This is a genomic window from Streptomyces lasalocidi (assembly GCF_005280215.1).
GTDB lineage: Bacteria > Actinomycetota > Actinomycetes > Streptomycetales > Streptomycetaceae > Streptomyces > Streptomyces longwoodensis.
In genome coordinates, this window is sequence record NZ_SZNQ01000001.1 from 5,529,350 (window position 1) to 5,549,041 (window position 19,692).

Sequence of the window (19,692 nt, forward strand, 5' to 3'; positions counted from 1 at the left end):
TCCCCGACCGCGGCCGGGTGGGCCCTCGATCGCGTCGGGTCAGCCCTCGATCGCGGTCGGGTCCATCCAGATGACCTCCCAGGTGTGGCCGTCGAGGTCGTCGAAGGAACGGCCGTACATGAAGCCCATGTCCTGGGTGCGGCCGCTGGACGTGGCGCCGGACGCCAGCGCGCGGTCCACCAGTTCGTCGACCTGGGCGCGGCTCTCGGCGCTCAGCGCGATCAGCACCTCGCTGGTCTTCGCCGAGTCCGCGATCTCCTTGTCGGTGAACGTCGCGTAGAACGGCTTGGTCAGCAGCATCGCCACGATCGTGTCGCTGATCACGACGGAGGCCGCGTTCTCGTCGCTGAACTGGGCGTTGATCGAGTAGCCCAGCTCGGTGAAGAACTTCTTCGACGCGTCGAGGTCGTTCACGGGCAGGTTGACGAAGATCATCTGCTGGTAGCCGGAGGGCGCGGTCATGGGTCTCTCCCGTTCGGTGCCGGTGGTGTCCTGTCGTGCTGTTCGGTGGGGTGGACCCGGGGCCCCGCCGGAACTCATCGGTGACGCCGGACTTTTATCCGGCCAGCGGCAGGGAGGCCAGTTCGGCCACGAGCACGGTGAGCGGGACGAAGACCGCCAGCAGCGCGCCCGCGCGCAGGGCGGCCGCGCCGCGCAGCGCCGTGGAGGGGGCGCCGAGCCGCAGCAGGGCGGCGGTCGTCTCGGCACGGGCCTGGCGGGCCTCCACGGCGGCGGTGCCCAGGGTGGCGAGGGCACAGCCGGCCACGACGAGCCCGCCCAGGACGGTCAGCGGACCGGCGCCGGCGGAGTCGGTGCCCAGGGTGTCCATCGCGTACCCGCCCGAGGCCACCGCGCACAGCACGCCCACGGGGCGGCCGATGCGGGTGGCCTCCTCCATCAGCCCGCGCCCGGCGAGGAGACGGACCGCGCCGGGCTGGGCGGACTGCAGGAGCCGGCCGCACAGGTGGGTGAGGCCGGGCCCGGCGAGGGCCAGGCCGAGGGCGGTGAGGGCCCAGCCGAGCAGGGTGGCGCCGGGACCGTGCAGCCCGCCGGGGAGCCGGAGGCCGGCCGCTGTCGCCCCGCCGCCGGTGTACGCCTCCACCGCGAGGCCGGCGGCGAGGAGGGCCGCGCCCCAGGGGAGGGCGGTGGGGTTCGGCCCGGGCGGGGCCGGCCGGGGGGCCGCACCGTTCAGCCGGGCGTCGGCTTCCGCCGGCCCGGGACCGGTCGCGGGGAGGGCGTCGCCCTCGGCCGGCCGGGAGCCGTTGACCGCGACCGGGTGGGGCCGGTCCGCGCCGGCCGTCCCGTGCGGGGCGTCCCCCTGTCCGCCCACCGCGTCCGGTGCGGGTGGCGCATCCGTGTGCCCGCCCGCACCGCCCGGCGTCGGCGAGCCGCCCGGGTGCCCGTCGCCGCCCCGCTCCGGGGCGCTGCCGCGGCCGCCCGCCGCCTTCGCCGCCTGGCGGCCCACCCGGCCGAGGGTGCGGGTCGCCGCGCGCGTGGCCAGGCGGGTGTCGCGCGGGCGCAGCATCAGGGCGACCGCGACCGAGCAGGTCAGCGGGGTGAGGGAGAGGAGGGTGAGGGCGCCGGGCAGGGGGAGGGACTGGTCCGGGGCGAGGAACTCCCACCGGACCCCGTCGAACGGCAGGCCCGTGAGGTCGCCGCGCAGGTGGAGGAAGACGAGCAGCGCCAGCAGGGAGCCGAGCACGCTCGACAGGGCCGTCGTGGTGGCCGAGACGGCCATCAGCCGGGCCGGTCCGAGCCCGACGGCCGCGAGGCCCGGGCGGGGCCGGGTGCCGGGGTCCGTGCGGGCCACGGCCGTGGCGAGGTGGGCCGTCGCGGCCAGCGGCACCGCGCACCAGGCCAGCCGCAGCAGGGAGGCCGTGGACGCCCACGGGTGGCCGAGGGCGTAGCCGAGGGTGGACAGCAGCAGGAAGCCCGTGCCCGCCGAGGCCGCCGCCACCAGCAGGCGGCGCAGCTGGACGACCGGCCGGGCGCTGTGGGTCAGGCGGAGAGCGAGCACGCGGCCCGGCCCTCCGACTCGCCGACCGGCGGCAGGTGGACGGTGTGCACGCGGCGGCCGTCCAGCAGGCAGACCGTGCGGTCGGCCACCGCGGCCGTCTCCGGGTCGTGGGTCGCGAGGACGACCGTGATGCCGTGGGAGCGCGCGGCCGTGGTGAGCGTGCGCAGGACGTGGGCGCGGTCGGCGCGGTGCAGGGGCGCGGTCGGCTCGTCGGCGAACAGCACCGCGGGCGCCGGGGCCAACGCCCGGGCGATGCACACCCGTTGGCGCTCGGCCTGGGTCAGTTCGTGGGGGCGGAGGCGGGACTTGTCGCCGACGTCGAGGCGGTCGAGCCACTCCTGGGCGGCCACCTTGGCCCGGCGGCGGCCGGTGCCGCGCAGCATCAGGGGGAGCGCCGCGTTCTCCCAGACGTTCAGCTCGGGCACCAGGAGCGGGGCCGGGTCGATCCAGCCGAAGCGGTCGCGGCGCAGGCGTTCGCGGGCGACCGGGCCGAGGGTGTGCACGGGGGCGCCGTTGAACCAGACTTCGCCGCGCTCGGCCCGCGTCAGCCCGGACAGGCAGCTCAGCAGGGTCGTCTTGCCGCTGCCGCGCGGGCCGCTGACGGCGAGGACCTCGCCCTCGCGGAGCCCGACCGAGACCCCGCCGAGCGCGGGGGAGCCGTCCCGGTGCGTGAAGTGCAGGGAGCGTGCCCAGAGCACGTCGTTGTCCGGCGGGGCCTCCATGGCGTACACCTCGGTTCAGATCTGTGGTTCCCGTGCCGTCCCCCGGGCGGGGGAAGGACGGCAGGGCCGATCGGTCACTGGGCACGCTAGGCAGCCGTGGCCGGGAGGCCGGACAGCACGCGGCCCCGGGCGCCCGTTTCTCACTCGAACGGGCGGCACCGGGGCCGTCGTTGGTCTGCCTTACCGACGATCACAGCCGTCGGTCAGAGCTTCGTCCACGCCTCCGTCAGGGTCGCGCGCAGGATCTGCTCGATCTCGTCGAACGTCGACTGGTCGGAGATCAGCGGCGGGGCGAGCTGGACGACCGGGTCGCCGCGGTCGTCGGCACGGCAGTACAGGCCGTTGTCGAACAGCGCCTTGGACAGGAAGCCGTACAGGACGCGCTCGGTCTCGTCGTCGTTGAACGACTCCTTCGTCGCCTTGTCCTTGACCAGCTCGATGCCGTAGAAGAAGCCGTTGCCGCGGACGTCGCCGACGATCGGCAGGTCGTGCAGCTTCTGCAGGGTGCCGAGGAAGGCGCCCTCGTTGTCCAGCACGTGCTGGGTGAGGTTCTCCCGCTCGAACAGGTCGAGGTTGGCGAGGCCCACCGCGGCCGACACGGGGTGGCCGCCGAAGGTGTAGCCGTGCAGGAAGGTGTTGTCGCCCTTGTAGAACGGCTCGGCCAGCCGGTCGGAGATGATGCACGCGCCGATGGGGGAGTAGCCGGAGGTCATGCCCTTGGCGCAGGTGATCATGTCCGGGACGTAGCCGAACTTGTCGCAGGCGAACATCGTGCCCAGGCGGCCGAAGGCGCAGATGACCTCGTCCGAGACGAGCAGCACGTCGTACTGGTCGCAGATCTCGCGCACGCGCTGGAAGTAGCCGGGCGGGGGCGGGAAGCAGCCGCCGGCGTTCTGCACGGGCTCCAGGAAGACCGCCGCGACCGTGTCGGCGCCCTCGAAGAGGATCTGCTGCTCGATCTGGTCGGCGGCCCAGCGGCCGAACGCCTCGGGGTCGTCGCCGTGGATCGGGGCGCGGTAGATGTTGGTGTTCGGGACCTTGTGCGCGCCCGGGACCAGCGGCTCGAACGGGGCCTTCAGGGCCGGCAGGCCGGTGATGGACAGGGCGCCCTGCGGGGTGCCGTGGTAGGCGACCGCGCGGGAGATGACCTTGTGCTTGGTGGGCTTGCCGGTCAGCTTGAAGTACTGCTTGGCGAGCTTCCAGGCGGTCTCGACCGCCTCACCGCCACCGGTGGTGAAGAAGACCTTGTTCAGGTCGCCCGGCGCGTAGTCGGCGAGCCGCTCGGCCAGCTCGACCGCCTTCGGGTGGGCGTACGACCACACCGGGAAGAACGCCAGCTCCTGGGCCTGCTTGAACGCGGTCTCCGCCAGCTCCGTGCGGCCGTGACCGGCCTGGACCACGAACAGACCCGCGAGACCGTCGAGGTAGCGCTTGCCGTTGTCGTCGTAGATGTAGGTGCCCTCGCCGCGCACGATCGTCGGGACGGGAGAGTTCTCGTACGAGGACATGCGGGTGAAGTGCATCCACAGGTGGTCGTACGCGGTTCGGCTGAGGTCCTTGGTGCTCACGGTTATCGGGTCCTCACGGTTATCGGGTTCCCCACATGTAGGTCTGCTTCTTCAGCTTCAGGTAGACGAAGCTCTCCGTGGAGCGCACGCCGGGCTGCGCCCGGATGCGTTTGTTGATCACGTCGAGCAGGTGGTCGTCGTCCTCGCAGACGATCTCGGCGAGGATGTCGAACGAGCCCGCCGTCATCACCACGTACTCGACTTCCGCCATGTCGGTCAGCGCGTCCGCGATCGCCTCGACGTCGCCCTCGACGTTGATCCCGACCATCGCCTGCCGGCGGAAACCCACGGTGAGCGGGTCCGTCACGGCGACGATCTGCATCACGCCCTGGTCGAGCAGCTTCTGGACGCGCTGGCGCACGGCCGCCTCCGACAGGCCGACGGCCTTGCCGATCGCGGCGTAGGGCCGGCGCCCGTCCTGCTGGAGCTGCTCGATGATGGCGAGGCTGACGGCATCCAGATGGGGGGTGCCGTTCCTGGAATCGCGGGGGTCCCGCGAGTCCCTGTGCTCTGCGCTTCGACTGGCCACGGCCTCACTGTGCACGACGTATCGACAGTTGCGCAAGGTCGAGGCGATGAAATTCGTTGTTTACGTGACGGAAGCCTGCGGATTTCGCAGCTTCGGCGGGATCGGGGGTGTTGAAAACGTCGGCTCTCCGATTAGGCTGGGTGTCTCAGTCATTGGACACCCCTGACCCTTGGAGGGCCGGCAGTGAGCACCGAGCTGCGTCGTCTGCGCAATTACATCGACGGTGAGTTCCGGGACGCCGCCGACGGACGGACCACGGAGGTGGTCAACCCCGCGACCGGCGAGGCGTACGCGACCGCGCCGCTGTCCGGGCAGGCGGACGTCGACGCCGCCATGGCGGCCGCGGCCGCGGCCTTCCCCGGCTGGCGCGACACCACCCCCGCCGAGCGCCAGAAGGCCCTCCTGAAGGTCGCGGACGCGTTCGAGGCGCGCGCCGAGGACCTGATCGCCGCGGAGGTGGAGAACACGGGCAAGCCCATCGGGCTCACCCGCACCGAGGAGATCCCGCCGATGGTCGACCAGATCCGCTTCTTCGCGGGCGCGGCGCGGATGCTCGAGGGCCGCTCGGCCGGCGAGTACATGGAGGGGCTGACCTCGATCGTCCGCCGCGAGCCGGTCGGCGTCTGCGCGCAGGTCGCGCCGTGGAACTACCCGATGATGATGGCCGTGTGGAAGTTCGCCCCGGCGATCGCCGCGGGCAACACCGTCGTGCTCAAGCCGTCGGACACCACGCCGGCCTCCACCGTCCTGATCGCGGAGATCCTCGGCGAGATCCTGCCCAAGGGCGTCTTCAACGTCATCTGCGGCGACCGCGAGACCGGCCGCATGATGGTCGAGCACCCCACCCCGGCCATGGCCTCCATCACCGGCTCGGTCCGCGCCGGCGTGGAGGTCGCCAAGTCCGCCTCCGCCGACGTCAAGCGCGTCCACCTGGAGCTGGGCGGCAAGGCCCCGGTCGTGGTGTTCGAGGACACCGACATCGCCAAGGCCGTCGAGGACATCTCCGTCGCCGGGTTCTTCAACGCCGGCCAGGACTGCACGGCCGCCACGCGCGTGCTGGTCCACGAGTCCATCCACGACGAGTTCGTCTCGGCGCTCGCCAAGACGGCCGCCGAGACCAAGACCGGCCACCCGGACGACGAGGACGTGCTCTTCGGCCCGCTGAACAACCCCCGCCAGCTCGAGCAGGTCGCCGGCTTCATCGAGCGGCTCCCCGCGCACGCCAAGGTCGAGGCGGGCGGCCGGCGGGTCGGCGACAAGGGCTACTTCTACGCCCCGACCGTCGTCTCCGGCCTGAAGCAGGACGACGAGATCATCCAGAACGAGGTCTTCGGCCCGGTCATCACCGTCCAGTCCTTCAGCGACGAGGACCAGGCGGTCGAGTGGGCCAACGGCGTGGAGTACGCGCTGGCCTCCTCGGTGTGGACCAAGGACCACGGGCGCGCCATGCGCCTGTCCAAGAAGCTCGACTTCGGCTGCGTGTGGATCAACACCCACATCCCGCTGGTCGCCGAGATGCCCCACGGCGGCTTCAAGAAGTCCGGTTACGGCAAGGACCTGTCGGGCTACGGCTTCGAGGACTACACCCGCATCAAGCACGTGATGACGTCGCTGGACGCCTGACACCGGACCGGGCCGCACCGGCCGGGACCTGACGAGGCCCGCACCCCTGGGGGTGCGGGCCTCGTCGTGTGCCGTACCCACCCCCCTTCTCCTTTGCCATCTCTTTACAACCCGGTCCGCCGCTGCGTCGTCTCTCCGCTCGTCCATCCCGGCCCGCCGACCACGGGCCGCCGACGAAAGAGAGCGATCGATGCGCCGAACCGTCCTCAGTGGCCTGGCACTCGCCGGCACCGCGCTGTTCGCGGGTGCCGTGCCCGCGTTCGCCGACGCGAGCCCCACCCAGGTGCCCCGCACCACGGCGGCCACGGCCGTCCCGAGTGCCGGGCCCGGCACCGGCGCGACCCCGCGCCCGGCGCCCGGCACCCGCAGCGCGGAACCCACCGTGGCCCCCAGCACCGTGCCCGGCCAGGTCCGGGTCGTCCCCTCCGGGGCGCCCGACACCGGTGTGGCGGCCGCCTCCGCCGGCGACTCCGGGAACACCGGCGCGCTCGTCGGCGGGGGAACGGCCGTGCTCGCCGGTGCCGGCGCGGCCTTCCTCGTCGTACGGCGTCGGCGGGCGACCGGGGCATGAGCCCGCTCTCCCGGCGCGCCGTCGTCGGCGCGGCGGCCACCGCGCTGCTCACCGGCTGCGGCGGGCCGACGGCCGCCCGCCCGGCGGCCACCACGGGCGCCCGGCGGTCCGCGCCCCGGGAGAGCGCGGCACCCCGGCCGTCCGGCGCGGCGCCGGTACGGCTGCTGGTGCCGGCCATCGGCGTCGACACCCCGGTCCTGCGGCTGGGGCTCGCGGCGGACGGCACCGTGCAGGTGCCGCCGGTCACCGCGCACGACCGGGCGGGCTGGTACCGGTACTCGCCCCCGCCCGGGCAGGTCGGCCCCTCGGTGATCCTCGGCCACGTCACGGTAGGCCCCTACGGGGACGGCGTCTTCCGCCACCTCGCGCGGCTGCGCCGGGGCGACGGGATCACCGCGCGCCTGGAGGACGGCCGCACCGCGGCGTTCGCCGTGCGCGAGGTGCGCACGGTCGCCAAGGCCGACTTCCCCGCCGACGAGGTCTACGGCGACGTGGCCCGGCCGGAGCTGCGGCTCATCACCTGCGGCGGGCCCCGGACCGGTGACGGCTACCCGGCGAACGTCATCGTCTTCGCCGCGCTCCGCGCCGCCGGTCCCTGAGCCCCACGGCATCGCGGTCCCGGGCCGGCGGAACGTACGCCGTCGGCCCGGGGTCTTCCTCCCCGAGTTCCCCCACGACCCTGGAGAACGGTGAAACGGTCCCGCGACAGGGAGGCGTCCGAGCTGTTCGCCGCCCTGTACCCGCGCCTCGCCGGCTGGTGCCGCCGGCTCGTCGACGACGACGGGACGGCCCACGAGATCGCCTCCGAGTCCTTCACCCGGCTCTGGGCCCGCTGGACGGCCGTCGACGAACCGCGCGGCTTCCTCTACGTCACCGCGGCCAACCTGGTCCGCGACCACTGGCGCAAGCTGGAGCGCGAGCGCCGGGCCGTGCGCCGGGCCACCACCGAGGCCGCCGTGCGGCCCCCGCAGGAGCAGGACGACCCCTCGGTGCGGCTGCTGGTGCAGTCGCTGCCCGAGCGGCTGCGCGTCCCGATCCTGCTCCACTACTACGCTGACATGCCGATCCGGGAGGTGGCCGTGCTGACCGGACGCAAGGAAGGGACCGTCAAGGCCGACCTGCACGCGGCCCGCGAACTGCTCCGCGTCCACCTGAGGAGGAGCCTTGATCCCACCCGCTGACGACGGGCGCCCCTACGGCCGGCGGTACGGTCATGGACCTGACGAGCAACGCCTCGACGGCCGGCCGGACGGGTCCGGCTCCGACGACCAGCGCCTCGACGACGACCTCGGGTTCGGGCCCGACGACCCGCTCACCGTGATCCTGCGGCCGGGGGCCGACCATCTCGGTGCGCCGCCCGGACGGTACGAGGCGATCCGCCGCGCCGCCGCCCGCCGACGGCTGCTGCGCACCGCCGCCGGGGCGGGACTGACCTGCGCCGTCGCCGCCCTCACCGCCTTCCTCCTCGCGCCCGGCGCGTCCGAGGCCCCGGCCCGCCCCACGGTGCCGCTGGCGCCGCCGCCCGCGAGCAGTTCCCCCGCCGCACCGGAACCGTCGGCCTCGCGGCCCCCGTCCACGGCCCCGTCCACGCCCCCGTCCCGCTCACCCTTCCCGTCGCCCTCGTCCGAGCCGAGCAGGACCCCCGGCGCCCGGACCGGCCCGTCGGCGGCCCCCCGCACGGCCCCCTCGACCGACCCGGGCGTCCCGACGGCGAGGGAGGGGCGGACGGTCGAGCCGACCCAGACCGGGCGACGGGACGTCGCGGACATCCCCTAGAGTCCTCGTTCACGCCTCCGCAGGGTCCGGCCGACGAGGCGCTCCTGGTGGGTGACTCATCGGGGACAGTCCCTCGTGGCAGGGGACAGTCTTTCGTGGTGCTGACTCACTGCCGATCCCCGATCCGGTGCCGGCCGACTTCGCCAAGTCGACGCTCTCGCTCAACCCCGTCGGCTCGGCCTCCTTCGGACAGCACCCGCGCCGAGATCGCCTACGCCCGGTCACTGGGCAAGCCCGTACGGTTCACGCACCCCGAGGTCGACCCGGACGCCTGACCGCTCGACGGCGACTCCGGGGAAGGGGAGGCCGGTCCCCGGGCGCGGGTCAGTGCCCGTGGCCGGTGGTGGTGGCCGTGAACGCCGCCGTGTGGACCCGGTCGCCCACCTTGAAGTCCAGGAACAGGCGGTACGTGCCGGGGCTCGGGGCCGTCGCCGTGAAGGCGACCTCCGGTCCGGAGACCGCCGTGCCCTCCGCCTCCTCGTGCGGGTGCACGTGCAGGTAGGCCAGGTCGCCGGAGCGCAGGGCGACCAGGTGGCCGTAGGCGCCGAGGTACGGCTGGAGCGTGGTGACCGGGTGGCCCGCGCGGGAGACGCTGAAGGTCAGGTCGCTCTCCCGGCCCGGGGTCAGCGTGCCGTCCAGCCGGACGGTGTAGCCGTCGACGGTCGCGGTGTTCGTCGGGGCGGGCAGGGCGTGGGCCGCGTACGACCCGGTGACCGCCAGGTCGGAGCCCAGGGTCAGGCCCTCCCGCGCGGCGGCCGGGGTGAAGTCGGCGAACACCCGGTAGCCGCCGGCCTCGGGCAGCTCGACGGGGGTGCTCCAGGTGCCGTCGGCCGCGCGGGTGGGGTGCAGGTGGCGGTAGGCGGTCAGCTCGCGTGAGGCGACGATCAGGTGCAGCTGCTTGCCGTGCTCGGTGCGGTACGCCGTCACCGGGGCGCCCTCCGCGTCCCGGACGACGAACCGCAGTATGGCCCGTGTCCCGGCCGGGAGGGAGGCCGTCCCCAGGTCGAGCGTGTAGCCGCCCTCGGAGACCTGGAGGCCGCCGGGGGTGTGGGCCGCGGCCGGCCCCTGTTCCGCATGACCGTCGCCGTCCGCCATCGACGCGTGCGCCGCCTCCCGCGTGCTGCCGCCGTCGACCGGGGCGACCGCGCTGCCCACGCCGTAGGCGGCCGCGAAGGCGGCGGTGAGCGCCGCGGTGAAGGCGCCGATCTTCTTGAGGGGGCTCATCCGGGTCTCCTTGCGTCTCCATACCCACGGGGGGTATACATGGCAGCACCTTATACCCCCTGGGGGTATTAAGAAAAGGGAAGGGCCAGGGAGGAAGCAATGACCACCACCGCCCCCGGCGGCACCGCGGTCGAGCTCGCCATCGGCGGCATGACCTGCGCGTCCTGCGCGGCGCGCATCGAGAAGAAGCTCAACCGCCTGGACGGGGTCACCGCCACCGTCAACTACGCGACGGAGAAGGCGAAGGTGACCCATGACGGTGAGGTGTCCGTCGCCGACCTGATCGCCACCGTCGAGGCCACTGGGTACACCGCCCGGGAGCCGGTCGCGGAGACGGCCGACACCCCGGACGCCGAACCGGTGGACGAACTGCGGCCGCTGCGCGAGCGGTTGCTCACCGCCGTCGTCCTGGCCGTGCCGGTGATCGCCCTGGCGATGGTCCCGGCGTTCCAGTTCGACAACTGGCAGTGGCTGTCCCTCACCCTGGCCGCCCCGGTCGTCACCTATGCAGCCTGGCCGTTCCACCGCGCCGCCTGGACCAACCTCCGCCACGGCGCGGCCACCATGGACACGCTGATCTCGGTCGGTGTGTCGGCCGCGTTCCTGTGGTCGCTGTGGGCGCTGTTCCTCGGCGACGCGGGCACGCCCGGCATGCGCCACCCCTTCCGGCTGACCGTGGAGCGCGGCGGCGGCGCCGGGAACCTCTACCTGGAAGCGGCGGCCGGCGTCACGGCGTTCATCCTCGCCGGGCGCTGGTTCGAGGCCCGCTCCAAGCGGCGGGCGGGCGCGGCCCTGCGGGCGCTGATGGAACTCGGCGCCAAGGACGTGACGGTGCTGCGCTCGGGGCGTGAGGAGCGGGTCCCGGTCGCGGAGTTGAGGACCGGCGACCGCTTCCTCGTCCGGCCCGGCGAGAAGGTCGCCACTGACGGCGTCGTCGTGGAGGGGGCGAGCGCCGTCGACGCCTCGATGCTCACGGGGGAGTCCGTCCCGGTCGACGTCACCGTCGGCGACACGGTCACCGGCGCCACCGTCAACGCGGGCGGCCGGCTGGTCGTCGAGGCCACCCGGATCGGCGCCGACACCCAACTCGCCCGCATGGCCCGGCTGGTCGAGGACGCGCAGAACGGCAAGGCGGCCGCCCAGCGGCTCGCCGACCGCATCTCCGGCGTCTTCGTGCCCGTCGTCATCGGGCTCGCGCTCGCCACGCTGGGCTTCTGGCTGGGCAACGGGGCCGGTCCGACGGCCGCGTTCACCACGGCCGTCGCGGTGCTGATCATCGCCTGCCCGTGCGCGCTGGGCCTCGCCACGCCGACCGCGCTGATGGTCGGCACCGGGCGCGGCGCGCAGCTCGGCATCCTCATCAAGGGCCCCGAGGTGCTGGAGTCGACCCGGCGCGTGGACACGGTCGTCCTGGACAAGACCGGCACCGTCACCACCGGCCGCATGACCCTGCTCGCCGTCCACACCGCCGACGCCGAGGACGAGAAGACCGTGCTGCGGCTGGCCGGCGCCCTGGAGCACGCCTCCGAGCACCCGGTCGCCCGCGCGGTGGCCGCCGGAGCCCTCGAACGGGCCGGCGCCCTGCCGGTGCCGGAGGACTTCGCCAACGTGCCGGGACTCGGCGTCCAGGGCGTCGTCGAGGGGCACGCCGTGCTCGTCGGGCGCCGGCGGCTGCTCGCCGAGTGGGCGATGGAGCTGCCCGCCGCTCTCGCGGCCGCCGCCGAGGAGGCCGAGCGCAGCGGTCGTACGGCCGTCGCGGTGGCCTGGGACGGGCGGGCCCGCGCGGTCCTGGAGGTCGCGGACGCGGTGAAGGGCACCAGCGCGGAGGCGGTACGGCGGCTGCGCGCGCTCGGTCTCACGCCCGTGCTGCTCACCGGCGACAATCGCGCCGTCGCCGAGGCGGTGGCCGCCGAGGTGGGCATCGACGAGGTGATCGCCGAGGTGCTGCCCGAGGACAAGGTCGCCGTCGTACGGAGGTTGCAGGGCGAGGGACGCACCGTCGCCATGGTCGGCGACGGCGTCAACGACGCGGCCGCGCTCGCCCAGGCCGACCTCGGGCTGGCCATGGGCACGGGGACCGACGCGGCGATCGAGGCGGGCGACCTCACCCTGGTCCGCGGCGACCTGCGCGTCGCCGCCGACGCGATCCGCCTCGCCCGGCGGACGCTCGGCACCATCCGCTCCAACCTGTTCTGGGCCTTCGCGTACAACGTCGCCGCGCTGCCGCTCGCCGCGGCCGGACTGCTGAACCCGATGATCGCGGGCGCCGCGATGGCCTTCTCGTCGGTGTTCGTGGTGAGCAACTCACTGCGGCTGCGCGGCTTCCGCGCGCAGGGCCGATAGCCGCGCGGGCTCGCGCGGGCGGCGGGAAGGCAGTTTTGAACGTGTTCAAGAACGGCGTAGGCTCAGGTCATGAGCGACAGAGCCGCCCTGCTCAAGGGCATCCGCGCGTGGCTGGTCTTCTTCGTCGTCTGCCTGGTGCTCAGCGGCGCCACGGCCTTCCCGCTCGTCCACGAACTGCACTGGACCGAGAGCCTGTTGCGGAGCCTGTCCGTGCCGGAGCACCTGCCCGGGCTGATGCACTGGATCGAGCGGGTGCGGCAGGGGCTCGACGCGACCGACGCCGAGTACCCCTTCGTGCTGTACGGCACGGACTGGCTCGCCTTCGCCCACCTGGTCATCGCGGTCGCGTTCTGGGGGCCCTACCGTGACCCGGTCCGCAACATCTGGGTCGTCGAGTTCGGCATGATCGCCTGTGCCGGCATCGTCCCGCTCGCCCTGATCTGCGGGCCGGTGCGCGGCATCCCCTTCTGGTGGACGGTCGTCGACCTGTCGTTCGGGGTGTTCGGGGTGCTCCCGCTGTGGGTGGTGCGCAGGAAGATCCAGCGCCTGGCGGCGGCTACGTGAGCGCGGCCAGGGCGATCCGCTGCGCCACCGGGTTCATGCCCTCGCCCTTCGCGTCCGTGGAGTTGACCGAGTAGACCAGCGTGCGGCTGAGATCGCGGGTCGCGGCCAGCAGGGTGCTGTAGCCGTACCGGGCGCCCGACTTGAGCCAGTAGACCCGGCCGTCGTGCTCGAACCGCTGGAGCCCCGCCGAGTAACTGGCGCCGGGGACGTCCGCGGGCACGGTGAACATCTCCTCCAGCTGCGGAGCGGGCACCAGCTCCCCGCGGAACAGCCGGGTCAGCAGCCGTTCGAGGTCGGCCGTCGTGGAGATCATCCCGCCGGCCGCCTCGTCGGCCGGGACCCAGTCGGTGACGTCGACGAACTCCGCCGTCCCGTCGGCCCGTCGCACCTTCTGGTAGCCGTGGTTGTGCGGGCCCCGGATGCGCGGGTCCGCGCCGGGGAAGGAGGTGTCCCGCATCCCGGCGGGGCGCAGGACCAGGGCGGTGGCGGCCGAGGCGTACGGCCGGCCCGTGACCTCCTCGACCAGCAGCCCGAGCACGGTGTAGTTGATGTTGAGGTAGTGCTGCCGCGTCCCCGGGACGAACTCCGGCCCCTTGGCCACCGACGAGGCCACGACCTGGCGCGGGGCGAGGTAGTCGAAGCGGTGGGCGTAGAGCTCCTCGAAGGAGTCGCCGAGGCCGTCGCCGGCCGGGATGCCGCTGGTGTGGTTGAGCAACTGCCGCACGGTGACGGGCCGGAACGCCGTGCTGAGCAGGCCCGGCAGGTAGCGCTGCACGGGCGCGTCCAGGTCGATCCGGCCGTCCGCCGCGAGGCGCAGCACGGCCGCCGCCGTCACCACCTTGGTCGTCGAGCCGGCCCGGAAGCGGGCCCGCGGATCCGCCGGCCGGCCGCTCGCGAGGTCGTGCACCCCCGCGCTGCCGCGCCAGCGGCCGTCGCCGCCGCCGACCCGGACCAGCGCCGCGGTGGCGTCGCCGTCCGGCAGCCCGGCCAGTGCGGCCCGCAGGGCGGCGCCGTCCGGCCCGGCCGGGGTCCGGGCCCGCACCGCCGGGGCCGACGCGGCGGGCGCGGCCGACGCGGGTGCCGCCAGCGGACCGGTGGCGGCCAGCAGGGCGACGGAGAGGGCGAGGACGGTCGTACGGCGGTGCGCACGCATGCGGGACTCCTGGGGGCCGAGGCGTCGGAAGGGGCTGCGTGATCATCCTCGGCGCGGCGGACGCCGCACGGATCGTCGCCGAGGAGGGGACGCACCCCTGGCCGGACCCCGAGCAACCCCCCGTGCCGACACGGGAGTTGTCGGGGTTCCCCCCTAGAGGCCGCGACCGGTCACGCGTCCCCCGGTCGTCCGTCCCTCGGTCGCCCGTCCCTCGGTCACGCTTCCCTCAGCGCGCACAGGACGTCGACGCGGTTGGTGGTGATCGAGTCCACTCCCAGGTCGATCAGGCGGCGCATGGAGCGGCGGGTGTCGGGGGTCCACACGGACAGCAGCAGCCCGTCGTGGTGGACGCGGGCCGCGAGGGCGCGGTCCACCAGGGACCAGCGGTAGTTGAGCCAGCGCGGGCGGACCGCGTCCAGCAGCGCCGGACGCGGGGGAGCGAGGCTCGTGCAGGTCAGCGCGATCTCCGCGGACGGGTCGGCGCCCCGCACCGCCAGCATCGCCTCGGCGTCCGCGCAGTAGTACACGCGGTCCTGCGCCCCGGCCTCCCGTACGGCGTCCACCACCCGGCGGGCCGCGCGCACCTCCCGGGTGCCGGGCAGGTCCAGCATCACCCGGCCGCCGTCGGTCGCCGTCAGCGCCTCGGCCAGCGTCGGCACCCGGCCCCCGGTCACCTCGCGCACCTCGGCGGCGGTGAGCGCGCGCAGCGGCCGGTCGTGCTCCCACAGCCGGTTCAACGTGTCGTCGTGCAGGAGCACCGGCACGCCGTCCCGGGTGAGCCGTACGTCGACCTCCACCGCGTCCGCGCCCAGGCGGAGCGCGGAACGCAGGGAGTCGAGGGTGTTCTCGCGGAAGCGGTAGGGGTCGCCCCGGTGGGCCACCGCAGTCACGATCTGCATGCGCCCATTGTGGTGGGCGGCGGGGCGCCTGGTGTCAGGCGGTGAGCCAGCGCGTCGTGTACGCGTCGATCTCGTCCGTGATCCGGGCCTTGCCGGGCGTGTCGAGGAAGGACGCCTCCACCGCGTTCTTGGCGAGGTCGGCGAGGCCGCGCTCGTCGAGGTCGAGCAGGCGGGCGGCGACCGCGTACTCGTTGTTCAGGTCGGTGCCGAACATCGGCGGGTCGTCGGAGTTGATCGTGACCGGCACGCCGGCCCGGACGAACTCCCGGATCGGGTGCTCGTCGAGCGAGCGGACCGCGCGCGTGGCGATGTTCGAGGTCGGGCACACCTCCAGTGCGATGCGCCGCTCGGCGAGGTGGGCCAGCAGCTTCTCGTCGCGCGCGGAGCTGGTGCCGTGCCCGATGCGCTCGGCGCGCAGGTGGGTGAGGGCGTCCCAGACCGTCTCCGGGCCGGTGGTCTCCCCGGCGTGCGGCACCGAGTGCAGGCCCGCTGCGATCGCCCGGTCGAAGTACGGCTTGAACTGCGGGCGGGGGACGCCGATCTCCGGGCCGCCGAGCCCGAACGAGACCAGGCCCTCCGGACGCACCCGGTCGTCCGTGGCGAGCCGCGCCGTCACCTCGGCCGACTCCAGGCCGGCCTCGCCGGGGATGTCGAAGCACCAGCGCAGCACCGTCCCGAACTCCTTCTCGGCCGCCTTGCGCGCGTCCTCGATGGCGTCCATGAACGCCCGCTCGTCGATGCCGCGCCGGACGGACGAGTACGGCGTGATGGTCAGCTCCGCGTACCGCACCTGCTGGCGGTGCAGCTCCCGGGCCACCTCGTACGTCAGCAGGCGGACGTCCTCGGGGGTGCGGATGAGGTCGACGACCGACAGGTAGACGTCGATGAAGTGGGCGAAGTCCGTGAACGTGAAGTAGTCCGCGAGGGCCTCGGGGTCGGTCGGCACCCTGGAGTCGGGGTGCCGGGCGGCGAGCTCGGAGACGATGCGCGGGGAGGCGGAGCCGACGTGGTGGACGTGCAGCTCGGCCTTGGGGAGCCCGGCGATGAAGGCGTGCAGGTCCCGGGGGACGCGGGCGGCGTCGGAGGTGGTGGGGCCGGTCGGAGCGGTGGGCTCGGTGGCGCCGGCGGGTACGTCGCGGTGGTCGGTCAAGGGGTCCTCCCCGGGGCGGCGTCCCCCGCGGCCGGTGGCCGTCGGACGGGACGCGGGTGATCGGCTGATCGGTGTCTCGCGGATCATCGTAGGCCGGGAGCGGGGCGGTCCGGGCGGGGGCCGTAGCATGACGGAACGTACGACGGAGGGGGCTCCAGCATGTCCGAGGACGCGACACCGACGGGAGCACCGCGGGACGCGCGACCGCCGGGGGAGGGGGAGGAGCGGGCCGAGGCGCCCGTCGATCCTTTCGCCCCGCCCGCCGACCCGTTCGCCCCGCCGACCGGCCGCGACCCGTTCGCCCCGCCGACCGGTCGTGACCCCTTCGCCCCACCGGCCGGCCCGGACCCCTCCGCCCCGCCCGCCGACCGTGACCCCTTCGCTCCACCGGCCGGCGCCGCGCCCTTCGCACCGCCCGTCACCCCCGCTCCCGGGCCTGCCGCACCCCCGCCGCCGAACGGCCCGTACACCCCGTACGCCGGGTACGACCCGTACACCCCCTACGGCGGCGCCCCGCACCCCGTCACCCCGAACGCCCCCCAGGACGGCGCCGTCCCCCCGCCGCCGCTCGCTCCCGGTGGTCCCGGACAGGTGCCGTACGGCTATCCGGGCGGCCCCGGCTTCCCGCCCCCGCACGGCTACTCGGCCGGCCCGGGGGCCCCCGTGCCCTACGGGTGGCCCGGGATGCTGCCCCCGAGCAACGGCATGGGCACCGCCGCGCTGGTGTGCGGCATCGTCTCGGCCGTCGGCTTCTGCCTGTGGCCCCTGGCCATCGTGCTGGGCGTCCTCGCCGTGATCTTCGGCGTGATGGGCAGGGCCAAGGCGGCCCGGGGCGAGGCCACCAACCCCGGTCACGCCTTGGCCGGGATCATCTGCGGCGCGGCGGGCCTGGTCTCGGCCGTGGGCGTGGTCCTGCTGCTGGTCCTCAGCTAGGGCCTGTCGTCTGGATCATTCCGGCGTCGTGGGGTCTGGCACGCGCATCTGCGGCGTTGTCGTCGGTTTCCCCCACTCTCGGCTTCGCTCGAGCGGGAGGGGCCCCCATCGCTCCGCGTCGCCGCCCTCCTCCGCCTTGCAGTTGCACGCACCAGACCCCGCTCGGGTCGGCGACAAGGCGCCGTGGGCCGGGCCGGACTGATCCAAACGACAGGCCCTAGCCCGGCCCGCTTCCCCCCCGCAGCCGCCTGCGCGCCTCCATCAGCGCGAACCCCAGCAGGTTCGGCCCCCGCCACCGCTCCGGGTCGCGCGCCGCCGGGTCGTCCGCCGCGAGCCCGATGCCCCAGACCCGGTCCACCGGGCTGGCCTCCACCAGCACCCGCTCCCCGGTGTGCACCAGGAACTCCCGCAGCGCGGGGTCGGACGAGAACTTGTGCACGCTGCCCTCGACCACGATCCCGAACCGCTCACGCTCCCACGTCGCCTCGTCGAAGTCCCGCACCAGCCGCCCGGCCTTCTTCGCCTCCGCGGGATGCTCCGCGGCCAGCACCCGGCGCTCCGCCTCGGCGTCCGCGAAGAGCCGGGCCTTGCCGGCCATCATCCAGTGCTCGGCCGTCGCGTAGGCGACCCCGTCGACCACGAAGGGTGACGGCCACCACTGGCTCAGGCAGCTCGGCCCCACGTGTCCGTCCGGCCGCGGCCGGTGTCCCCAGAAGTAGAGGTACGTGACCGTCGACCCCGCGTGGAGCGCCCTGATCAGGGACTCCCGGGAGTCGATCCTCCCCGTGTCGTTCACCATGCACGCGAGTGTCGCAGGCACCACGGACACTGCGTCCGTCCTTTTACGTGCCGACTCGACACCTGGTCGACAGATTTCGTCGCGTAACCGAAAGGCAACAACGGAATCCCTTGTGAGGGTCTCATCACTCTGTCAGGATCGGCACTCAAATCGAGCTGGAGCTACGCCACCCCACCCCCGTGCACCTGCGGGGCGACGGCTCAGGAGAGCGACATGCAGAACCCGGACACCGCCACTCGGGACGGATCCGACGGAACCACCGCCCTTCCCGCCTTTCCCGCTCAGGAACGTTTCGCCCAGGGCGCCCAGTTCATCGGCGGCCGCTACCGCCACGGCACCTCGGCCGCCACGCACACGGTGGTCGACCCGGCCACCGGCCGCGACGTCCTGACGTACGCGCTGGCGAGCACCGACGACGTCGACGCGGCCGTCGCCGCGGCGCGCGCCGCCTTCCCGGGCTGGGCCGGGGCCACCCCCGGCGAGCGCTCCGACGCGCTGCACCGCTTCGCCGCCGTGCTCGCCGACCGCGCCGAGGACCTGGCCCGCGCCGAGTCCCTCCAGTGCGGCAAGCCGCTGAAGCTCACCCGTGAGTTCGACGTGCCGGGGACGATCGACAACACCGCGTTCTTCGCCGGCGCGGCCCGCCACCTGGCCGGGCTGTCCGCCGGGGAGTACTCCGGGGACCACACCTCGTACGTGCGCCGCGAGCCCATCGGCGTCGTCGGCTCCATCGCGCCGTGGAACTACCCGCTGCAGATGGCGGCGTGGAAGGTCCTCCCGGCGATCGCGGCGGGCAACACGATCGTGCTGAAGCCCGCCGAACTGACCCCGCTGACCTCGCTGCTGTTCGCCGAGGCCGCCACCGCCGCCGGGATCCCGGACGGGGTGCTCAACGTCGTCACCGGCACCGGCCGGGAGGCGGGCGAGCACCTGGTCGGCCACCCGGACGTGGCCATGACCTCCTTCACCGGCTCCACCGCGGTGGGCCGGCGCGTCGCCGAGGTCGCCACCGCCTCCGTCAAGCGCCTGCACCTCGAGCTCGGCGGCAAGGCACCCTTCGTGGTCTTCGACGACGCCGACCTGGAGGCCGCCGCGCACGGCGCGGTCGCGGGCTCGCTCATCAACACCGGGCAGGACTGCACGGCCGCCACGCGCGCGTACGTGCAGCGGCCCCTGTACGAGGCGTTCGTCGCGCGCACGGCCGCCCTGATGGAGACCGTCCGCCTGGGCGATCCCTTCGCGCCCGGCACCGACCTCGGCCCGCTGGTGTCCTCGGCCCAGCGCGACCGCGTGGCCGGCTTCGTCGACCGGGCCCGCGCCTACGCGCGCGTGGTGACCGGCGGCGAGGTCCCCCAGGGGGAACTCGGCAACGGCGCGTACTATCGCCCCACGCTGGTCGCCGACGCGCCCCAGGACAGCGAGATCGTCCAGGCGGAGATCTTCGGCCCGGTCCTCGTGGTGCTGCCCTTCGACACCGACGACGACGGCCTCCGCCTCGCCAACGACACCCCGTACGGACTGGCGGCGTCGGCGTGGACCCGGGACGTCTACCGGGCGAACCGGGCGACCCGCGAGATCAGGGCCGGCTGCGTGTGGGTCAACGACCACATCCCGATCATCAGCGAGATGCCGCACGGAGGCTTCGGGCAGTCCGGCTTCGGCAAGGACATGTCCTCGTACTCGTTCGAGGAGTACACCCAGATCAAGCACGTTATGTTCGACAACACGGCGGTTGCTGCGAAGGACTGGCACCGCACCGTCTTCGGGGACCGATAACAGACGGGCCGCTGGACCGGCGGCCGCCGACCCTCCCGGAAGGGC

18 protein-coding genes and 1 pseudogene are annotated in these 19,692 nt (G+C 73.9%); 9 read left to right on the forward strand and 10 right to left on the reverse strand.

From position 1 onward, the window contains the following. Positions 1-39: 39 nt before the first annotated feature. From E4U91_RS25075 to E4U91_RS25095, 5 genes are all read right to left on the reverse strand, one after another. Positions 40-462 (reverse strand): VOC family protein, encoded by a 423-nt coding sequence (locus E4U91_RS25075; RefSeq protein WP_137308917.1) that lies wholly within the window; start codon positions 460-462, stop codon positions 40-42. 94 nt (positions 463-556) lie between these two features. Continuing rightward, complete coding sequence (locus tag E4U91_RS25080) at positions 557-2,017, reverse strand: hypothetical protein (RefSeq protein ID WP_137308918.1); 1,461 nt, start codon at positions 2,015-2,017, stop codon at positions 557-559. Then, a complete protein-coding gene (locus E4U91_RS25085) occupies positions 1,999-2,739 on the reverse strand; it encodes an ABC transporter ATP-binding protein (protein ID WP_137308919.1) in 741 nt (246 codons plus the stop codon). Before E4U91_RS25085 ends, E4U91_RS25080 begins: the two co-directional genes overlap by 19 nt. 203 nt (positions 2,740-2,942) lie before the next feature. Further along, on the reverse strand, positions 2,943-4,307 hold the full coding sequence (locus E4U91_RS25090; RefSeq protein ID WP_137308920.1) for an aspartate aminotransferase family protein: 1,365 nt from the start codon (positions 4,305-4,307) through the stop codon (positions 2,943-2,945). 19 nt (positions 4,308-4,326) lie between these two features. Then, complete coding sequence (locus E4U91_RS25095) at positions 4,327-4,851, reverse strand: Lrp/AsnC family transcriptional regulator (protein WP_067239131.1); 525 nt, start codon at positions 4,849-4,851, stop codon at positions 4,327-4,329. A 168-nt stretch (positions 4,852-5,019) separates the two neighbouring features. Between E4U91_RS25095 and E4U91_RS25100 the strand changes: the two genes are divergently transcribed. The 5 genes from E4U91_RS25100 to E4U91_RS38455 all read left to right on the forward strand — a co-directional run bounded on the left by E4U91_RS25100 (position 5,020) and on the right by E4U91_RS38455 (position 8,806). Next, positions 5,020-6,459 (forward strand): gamma-aminobutyraldehyde dehydrogenase, encoded by a 1,440-nt coding sequence (locus E4U91_RS25100; protein ID WP_137308921.1) that lies wholly within the window; start codon positions 5,020-5,022, stop codon positions 6,457-6,459. A gap of 190 nt (positions 6,460-6,649) precedes the next feature. Next, complete coding sequence (locus E4U91_RS25105; RefSeq protein WP_137308922.1) at positions 6,650-7,030, forward strand: LPXTG cell wall anchor domain-containing protein; 381 nt, start codon at positions 6,650-6,652, stop codon at positions 7,028-7,030. Beyond that, a complete protein-coding gene (locus tag E4U91_RS25110) occupies positions 7,027-7,629 on the forward strand; it encodes a class F sortase (RefSeq protein WP_137308923.1) in 603 nt (200 codons plus the stop codon). Before E4U91_RS25105 ends, E4U91_RS25110 begins: the two co-directional genes overlap by 4 nt. A 90-nt stretch (positions 7,630-7,719) precedes the next feature. After that, positions 7,720-8,211: an RNA polymerase sigma factor gene (locus tag E4U91_RS25115; protein WP_137308924.1), complete on the forward strand. Its 492-nt coding sequence runs from the start codon at positions 7,720-7,722 to the stop codon at positions 8,209-8,211. Beyond that, positions 8,195-8,806, forward strand: a complete 612-nt coding sequence (locus tag E4U91_RS38455; RefSeq protein WP_174867860.1) for a hypothetical protein — start codon at positions 8,195-8,197, stop codon at positions 8,804-8,806. The genes E4U91_RS25115 and E4U91_RS38455 overlap by 17 nt, the downstream gene beginning before the upstream one ends. A 324-nt stretch (positions 8,807-9,130) precedes the next feature. Here E4U91_RS38455 and E4U91_RS25130 read toward each other — a convergent pair whose 3' ends face one another. Further along, a complete protein-coding gene (locus tag E4U91_RS25130) occupies positions 9,131-10,030 on the reverse strand; it encodes a hypothetical protein (RefSeq protein WP_137308926.1) in 900 nt (299 codons plus the stop codon). A gap of 99 nt (positions 10,031-10,129) precedes the next feature. Between E4U91_RS25130 and E4U91_RS25135 the strand changes: the two genes are divergently transcribed. Both E4U91_RS25135 and E4U91_RS25140 read left to right on the forward strand, forming a co-directional pair. Beyond that, the gene (locus E4U91_RS25135) at positions 10,130-12,373 is read left to right on the forward strand and encodes a heavy metal translocating P-type ATPase (RefSeq protein ID WP_137308927.1); all 2,244 of its coding nucleotides are present in this window, start codon (positions 10,130-10,132) and stop codon (positions 12,371-12,373) included. 69 nt (positions 12,374-12,442) lie between these two features. Then, positions 12,443-12,937: a hypothetical protein gene (locus E4U91_RS25140; protein ID WP_137308928.1), complete on the forward strand. Its 495-nt coding sequence runs from the start codon at positions 12,443-12,445 to the stop codon at positions 12,935-12,937. Here E4U91_RS25140 and E4U91_RS25145 read toward each other — a convergent pair. The 3 genes and pseudogenes from E4U91_RS25145 to E4U91_RS25155 form a co-directional block, all read right to left on the reverse strand. After that, complete coding sequence (locus tag E4U91_RS25145) at positions 12,930-14,090, reverse strand: serine hydrolase domain-containing protein (protein ID WP_137308929.1); 1,161 nt, start codon at positions 14,088-14,090, stop codon at positions 12,930-12,932. The genes E4U91_RS25140 and E4U91_RS25145 overlap by 8 nt on opposite strands. A gap of 215 nt (positions 14,091-14,305) precedes the next feature. Continuing rightward, entirely contained in the window at positions 14,306-14,989 is a 684-nt protein-coding gene (locus tag E4U91_RS25150; RefSeq protein ID WP_137308930.1) for a glycerophosphodiester phosphodiesterase, read from the reverse strand. A 34-nt stretch (positions 14,990-15,023) separates the two neighbouring features. Beyond that, a pseudogene (locus tag E4U91_RS25155) lies at positions 15,024-16,200 on the reverse strand (adenosine deaminase). A 98-nt stretch (positions 16,201-16,298) separates the two neighbouring features. On the opposite strand from E4U91_RS25155, the gene E4U91_RS39635 reads away from it, so the two are divergent. Then, positions 16,299-17,072, forward strand: coding sequence for a DUF4190 domain-containing protein (locus E4U91_RS39635; protein WP_137308931.1), 774 nt, complete (start codon positions 16,299-16,301; stop codon positions 17,070-17,072). Between the two features lie 217 nt (positions 17,073-17,289). On the opposite strand, the gene E4U91_RS25165 is transcribed toward E4U91_RS39635, so the two are convergent. Next, a complete protein-coding gene (locus tag E4U91_RS25165; RefSeq protein ID WP_137308932.1) occupies positions 17,290-17,871 on the reverse strand; it encodes an NADAR family protein in 582 nt (193 codons plus the stop codon). 213 nt (positions 17,872-18,084) lie between these two features. Between E4U91_RS25165 and E4U91_RS25170 the strand changes: the two genes are divergently transcribed. Further along, positions 18,085-19,647, forward strand: a complete 1,563-nt coding sequence (locus tag E4U91_RS25170) for a gamma-aminobutyraldehyde dehydrogenase (protein WP_137308933.1) — start codon at positions 18,085-18,087, stop codon at positions 19,645-19,647. Positions 19,648-19,692: the final 45 nt, after the last annotated feature.

Excerpts from the sequence above, each read along its gene's own strand:
- E4U91_RS39635 (WP_137308931.1), top strand. The coding sequence starts at position 16,299 with ATGTCCGAGGACGCGACACCGACGGGAGCACCGCGGGACGCGCGACCG.
- E4U91_RS25145 (WP_137308929.1), bottom strand. The coding sequence starts at position 14,090 with ATGCGTGCGCACCGCCGTACGACCGTCCTCGCCCTCTCCGTCGCCCTG.
- E4U91_RS25150 (WP_137308930.1), bottom strand. The coding sequence starts at position 14,989 with ATGCAGATCGTGACTGCGGTGGCCCACCGGGGCGACCCCTACCGCTTC.
- E4U91_RS25105 (WP_137308922.1), top strand. The coding sequence starts at position 6,650 with ATGCGCCGAACCGTCCTCAGTGGCCTGGCACTCGCCGGCACCGCGCTG.
- E4U91_RS25085 (WP_137308919.1), bottom strand. The coding sequence starts at position 2,739 with ATGGAGGCCCCGCCGGACAACGACGTGCTCTGGGCACGCTCCCTGCAC.
- E4U91_RS25135 (WP_137308927.1), top strand. The coding sequence starts at position 10,130 with ATGACCACCACCGCCCCCGGCGGCACCGCGGTCGAGCTCGCCATCGGC.
- E4U91_RS25140 (WP_137308928.1), top strand. The coding sequence starts at position 12,443 with ATGAGCGACAGAGCCGCCCTGCTCAAGGGCATCCGCGCGTGGCTGGTC.
- E4U91_RS25075 (WP_137308917.1), bottom strand. The coding sequence starts at position 462 with ATGACCGCGCCCTCCGGCTACCAGCAGATGATCTTCGTCAACCTGCCC.
- E4U91_RS25165 (WP_137308932.1), bottom strand. The coding sequence starts at position 17,871 with ATGGTGAACGACACGGGGAGGATCGACTCCCGGGAGTCCCTGATCAGG.
- E4U91_RS25130 (WP_137308926.1), bottom strand. The coding sequence starts at position 10,030 with ATGAGCCCCCTCAAGAAGATCGGCGCCTTCACCGCGGCGCTCACCGCC.
- E4U91_RS25110 (WP_137308923.1), top strand. The coding sequence starts at position 7,027 with ATGAGCCCGCTCTCCCGGCGCGCCGTCGTCGGCGCGGCGGCCACCGCG.
- E4U91_RS25170 (WP_137308933.1), top strand. The coding sequence starts at position 18,085 with ATGCAGAACCCGGACACCGCCACTCGGGACGGATCCGACGGAACCACC.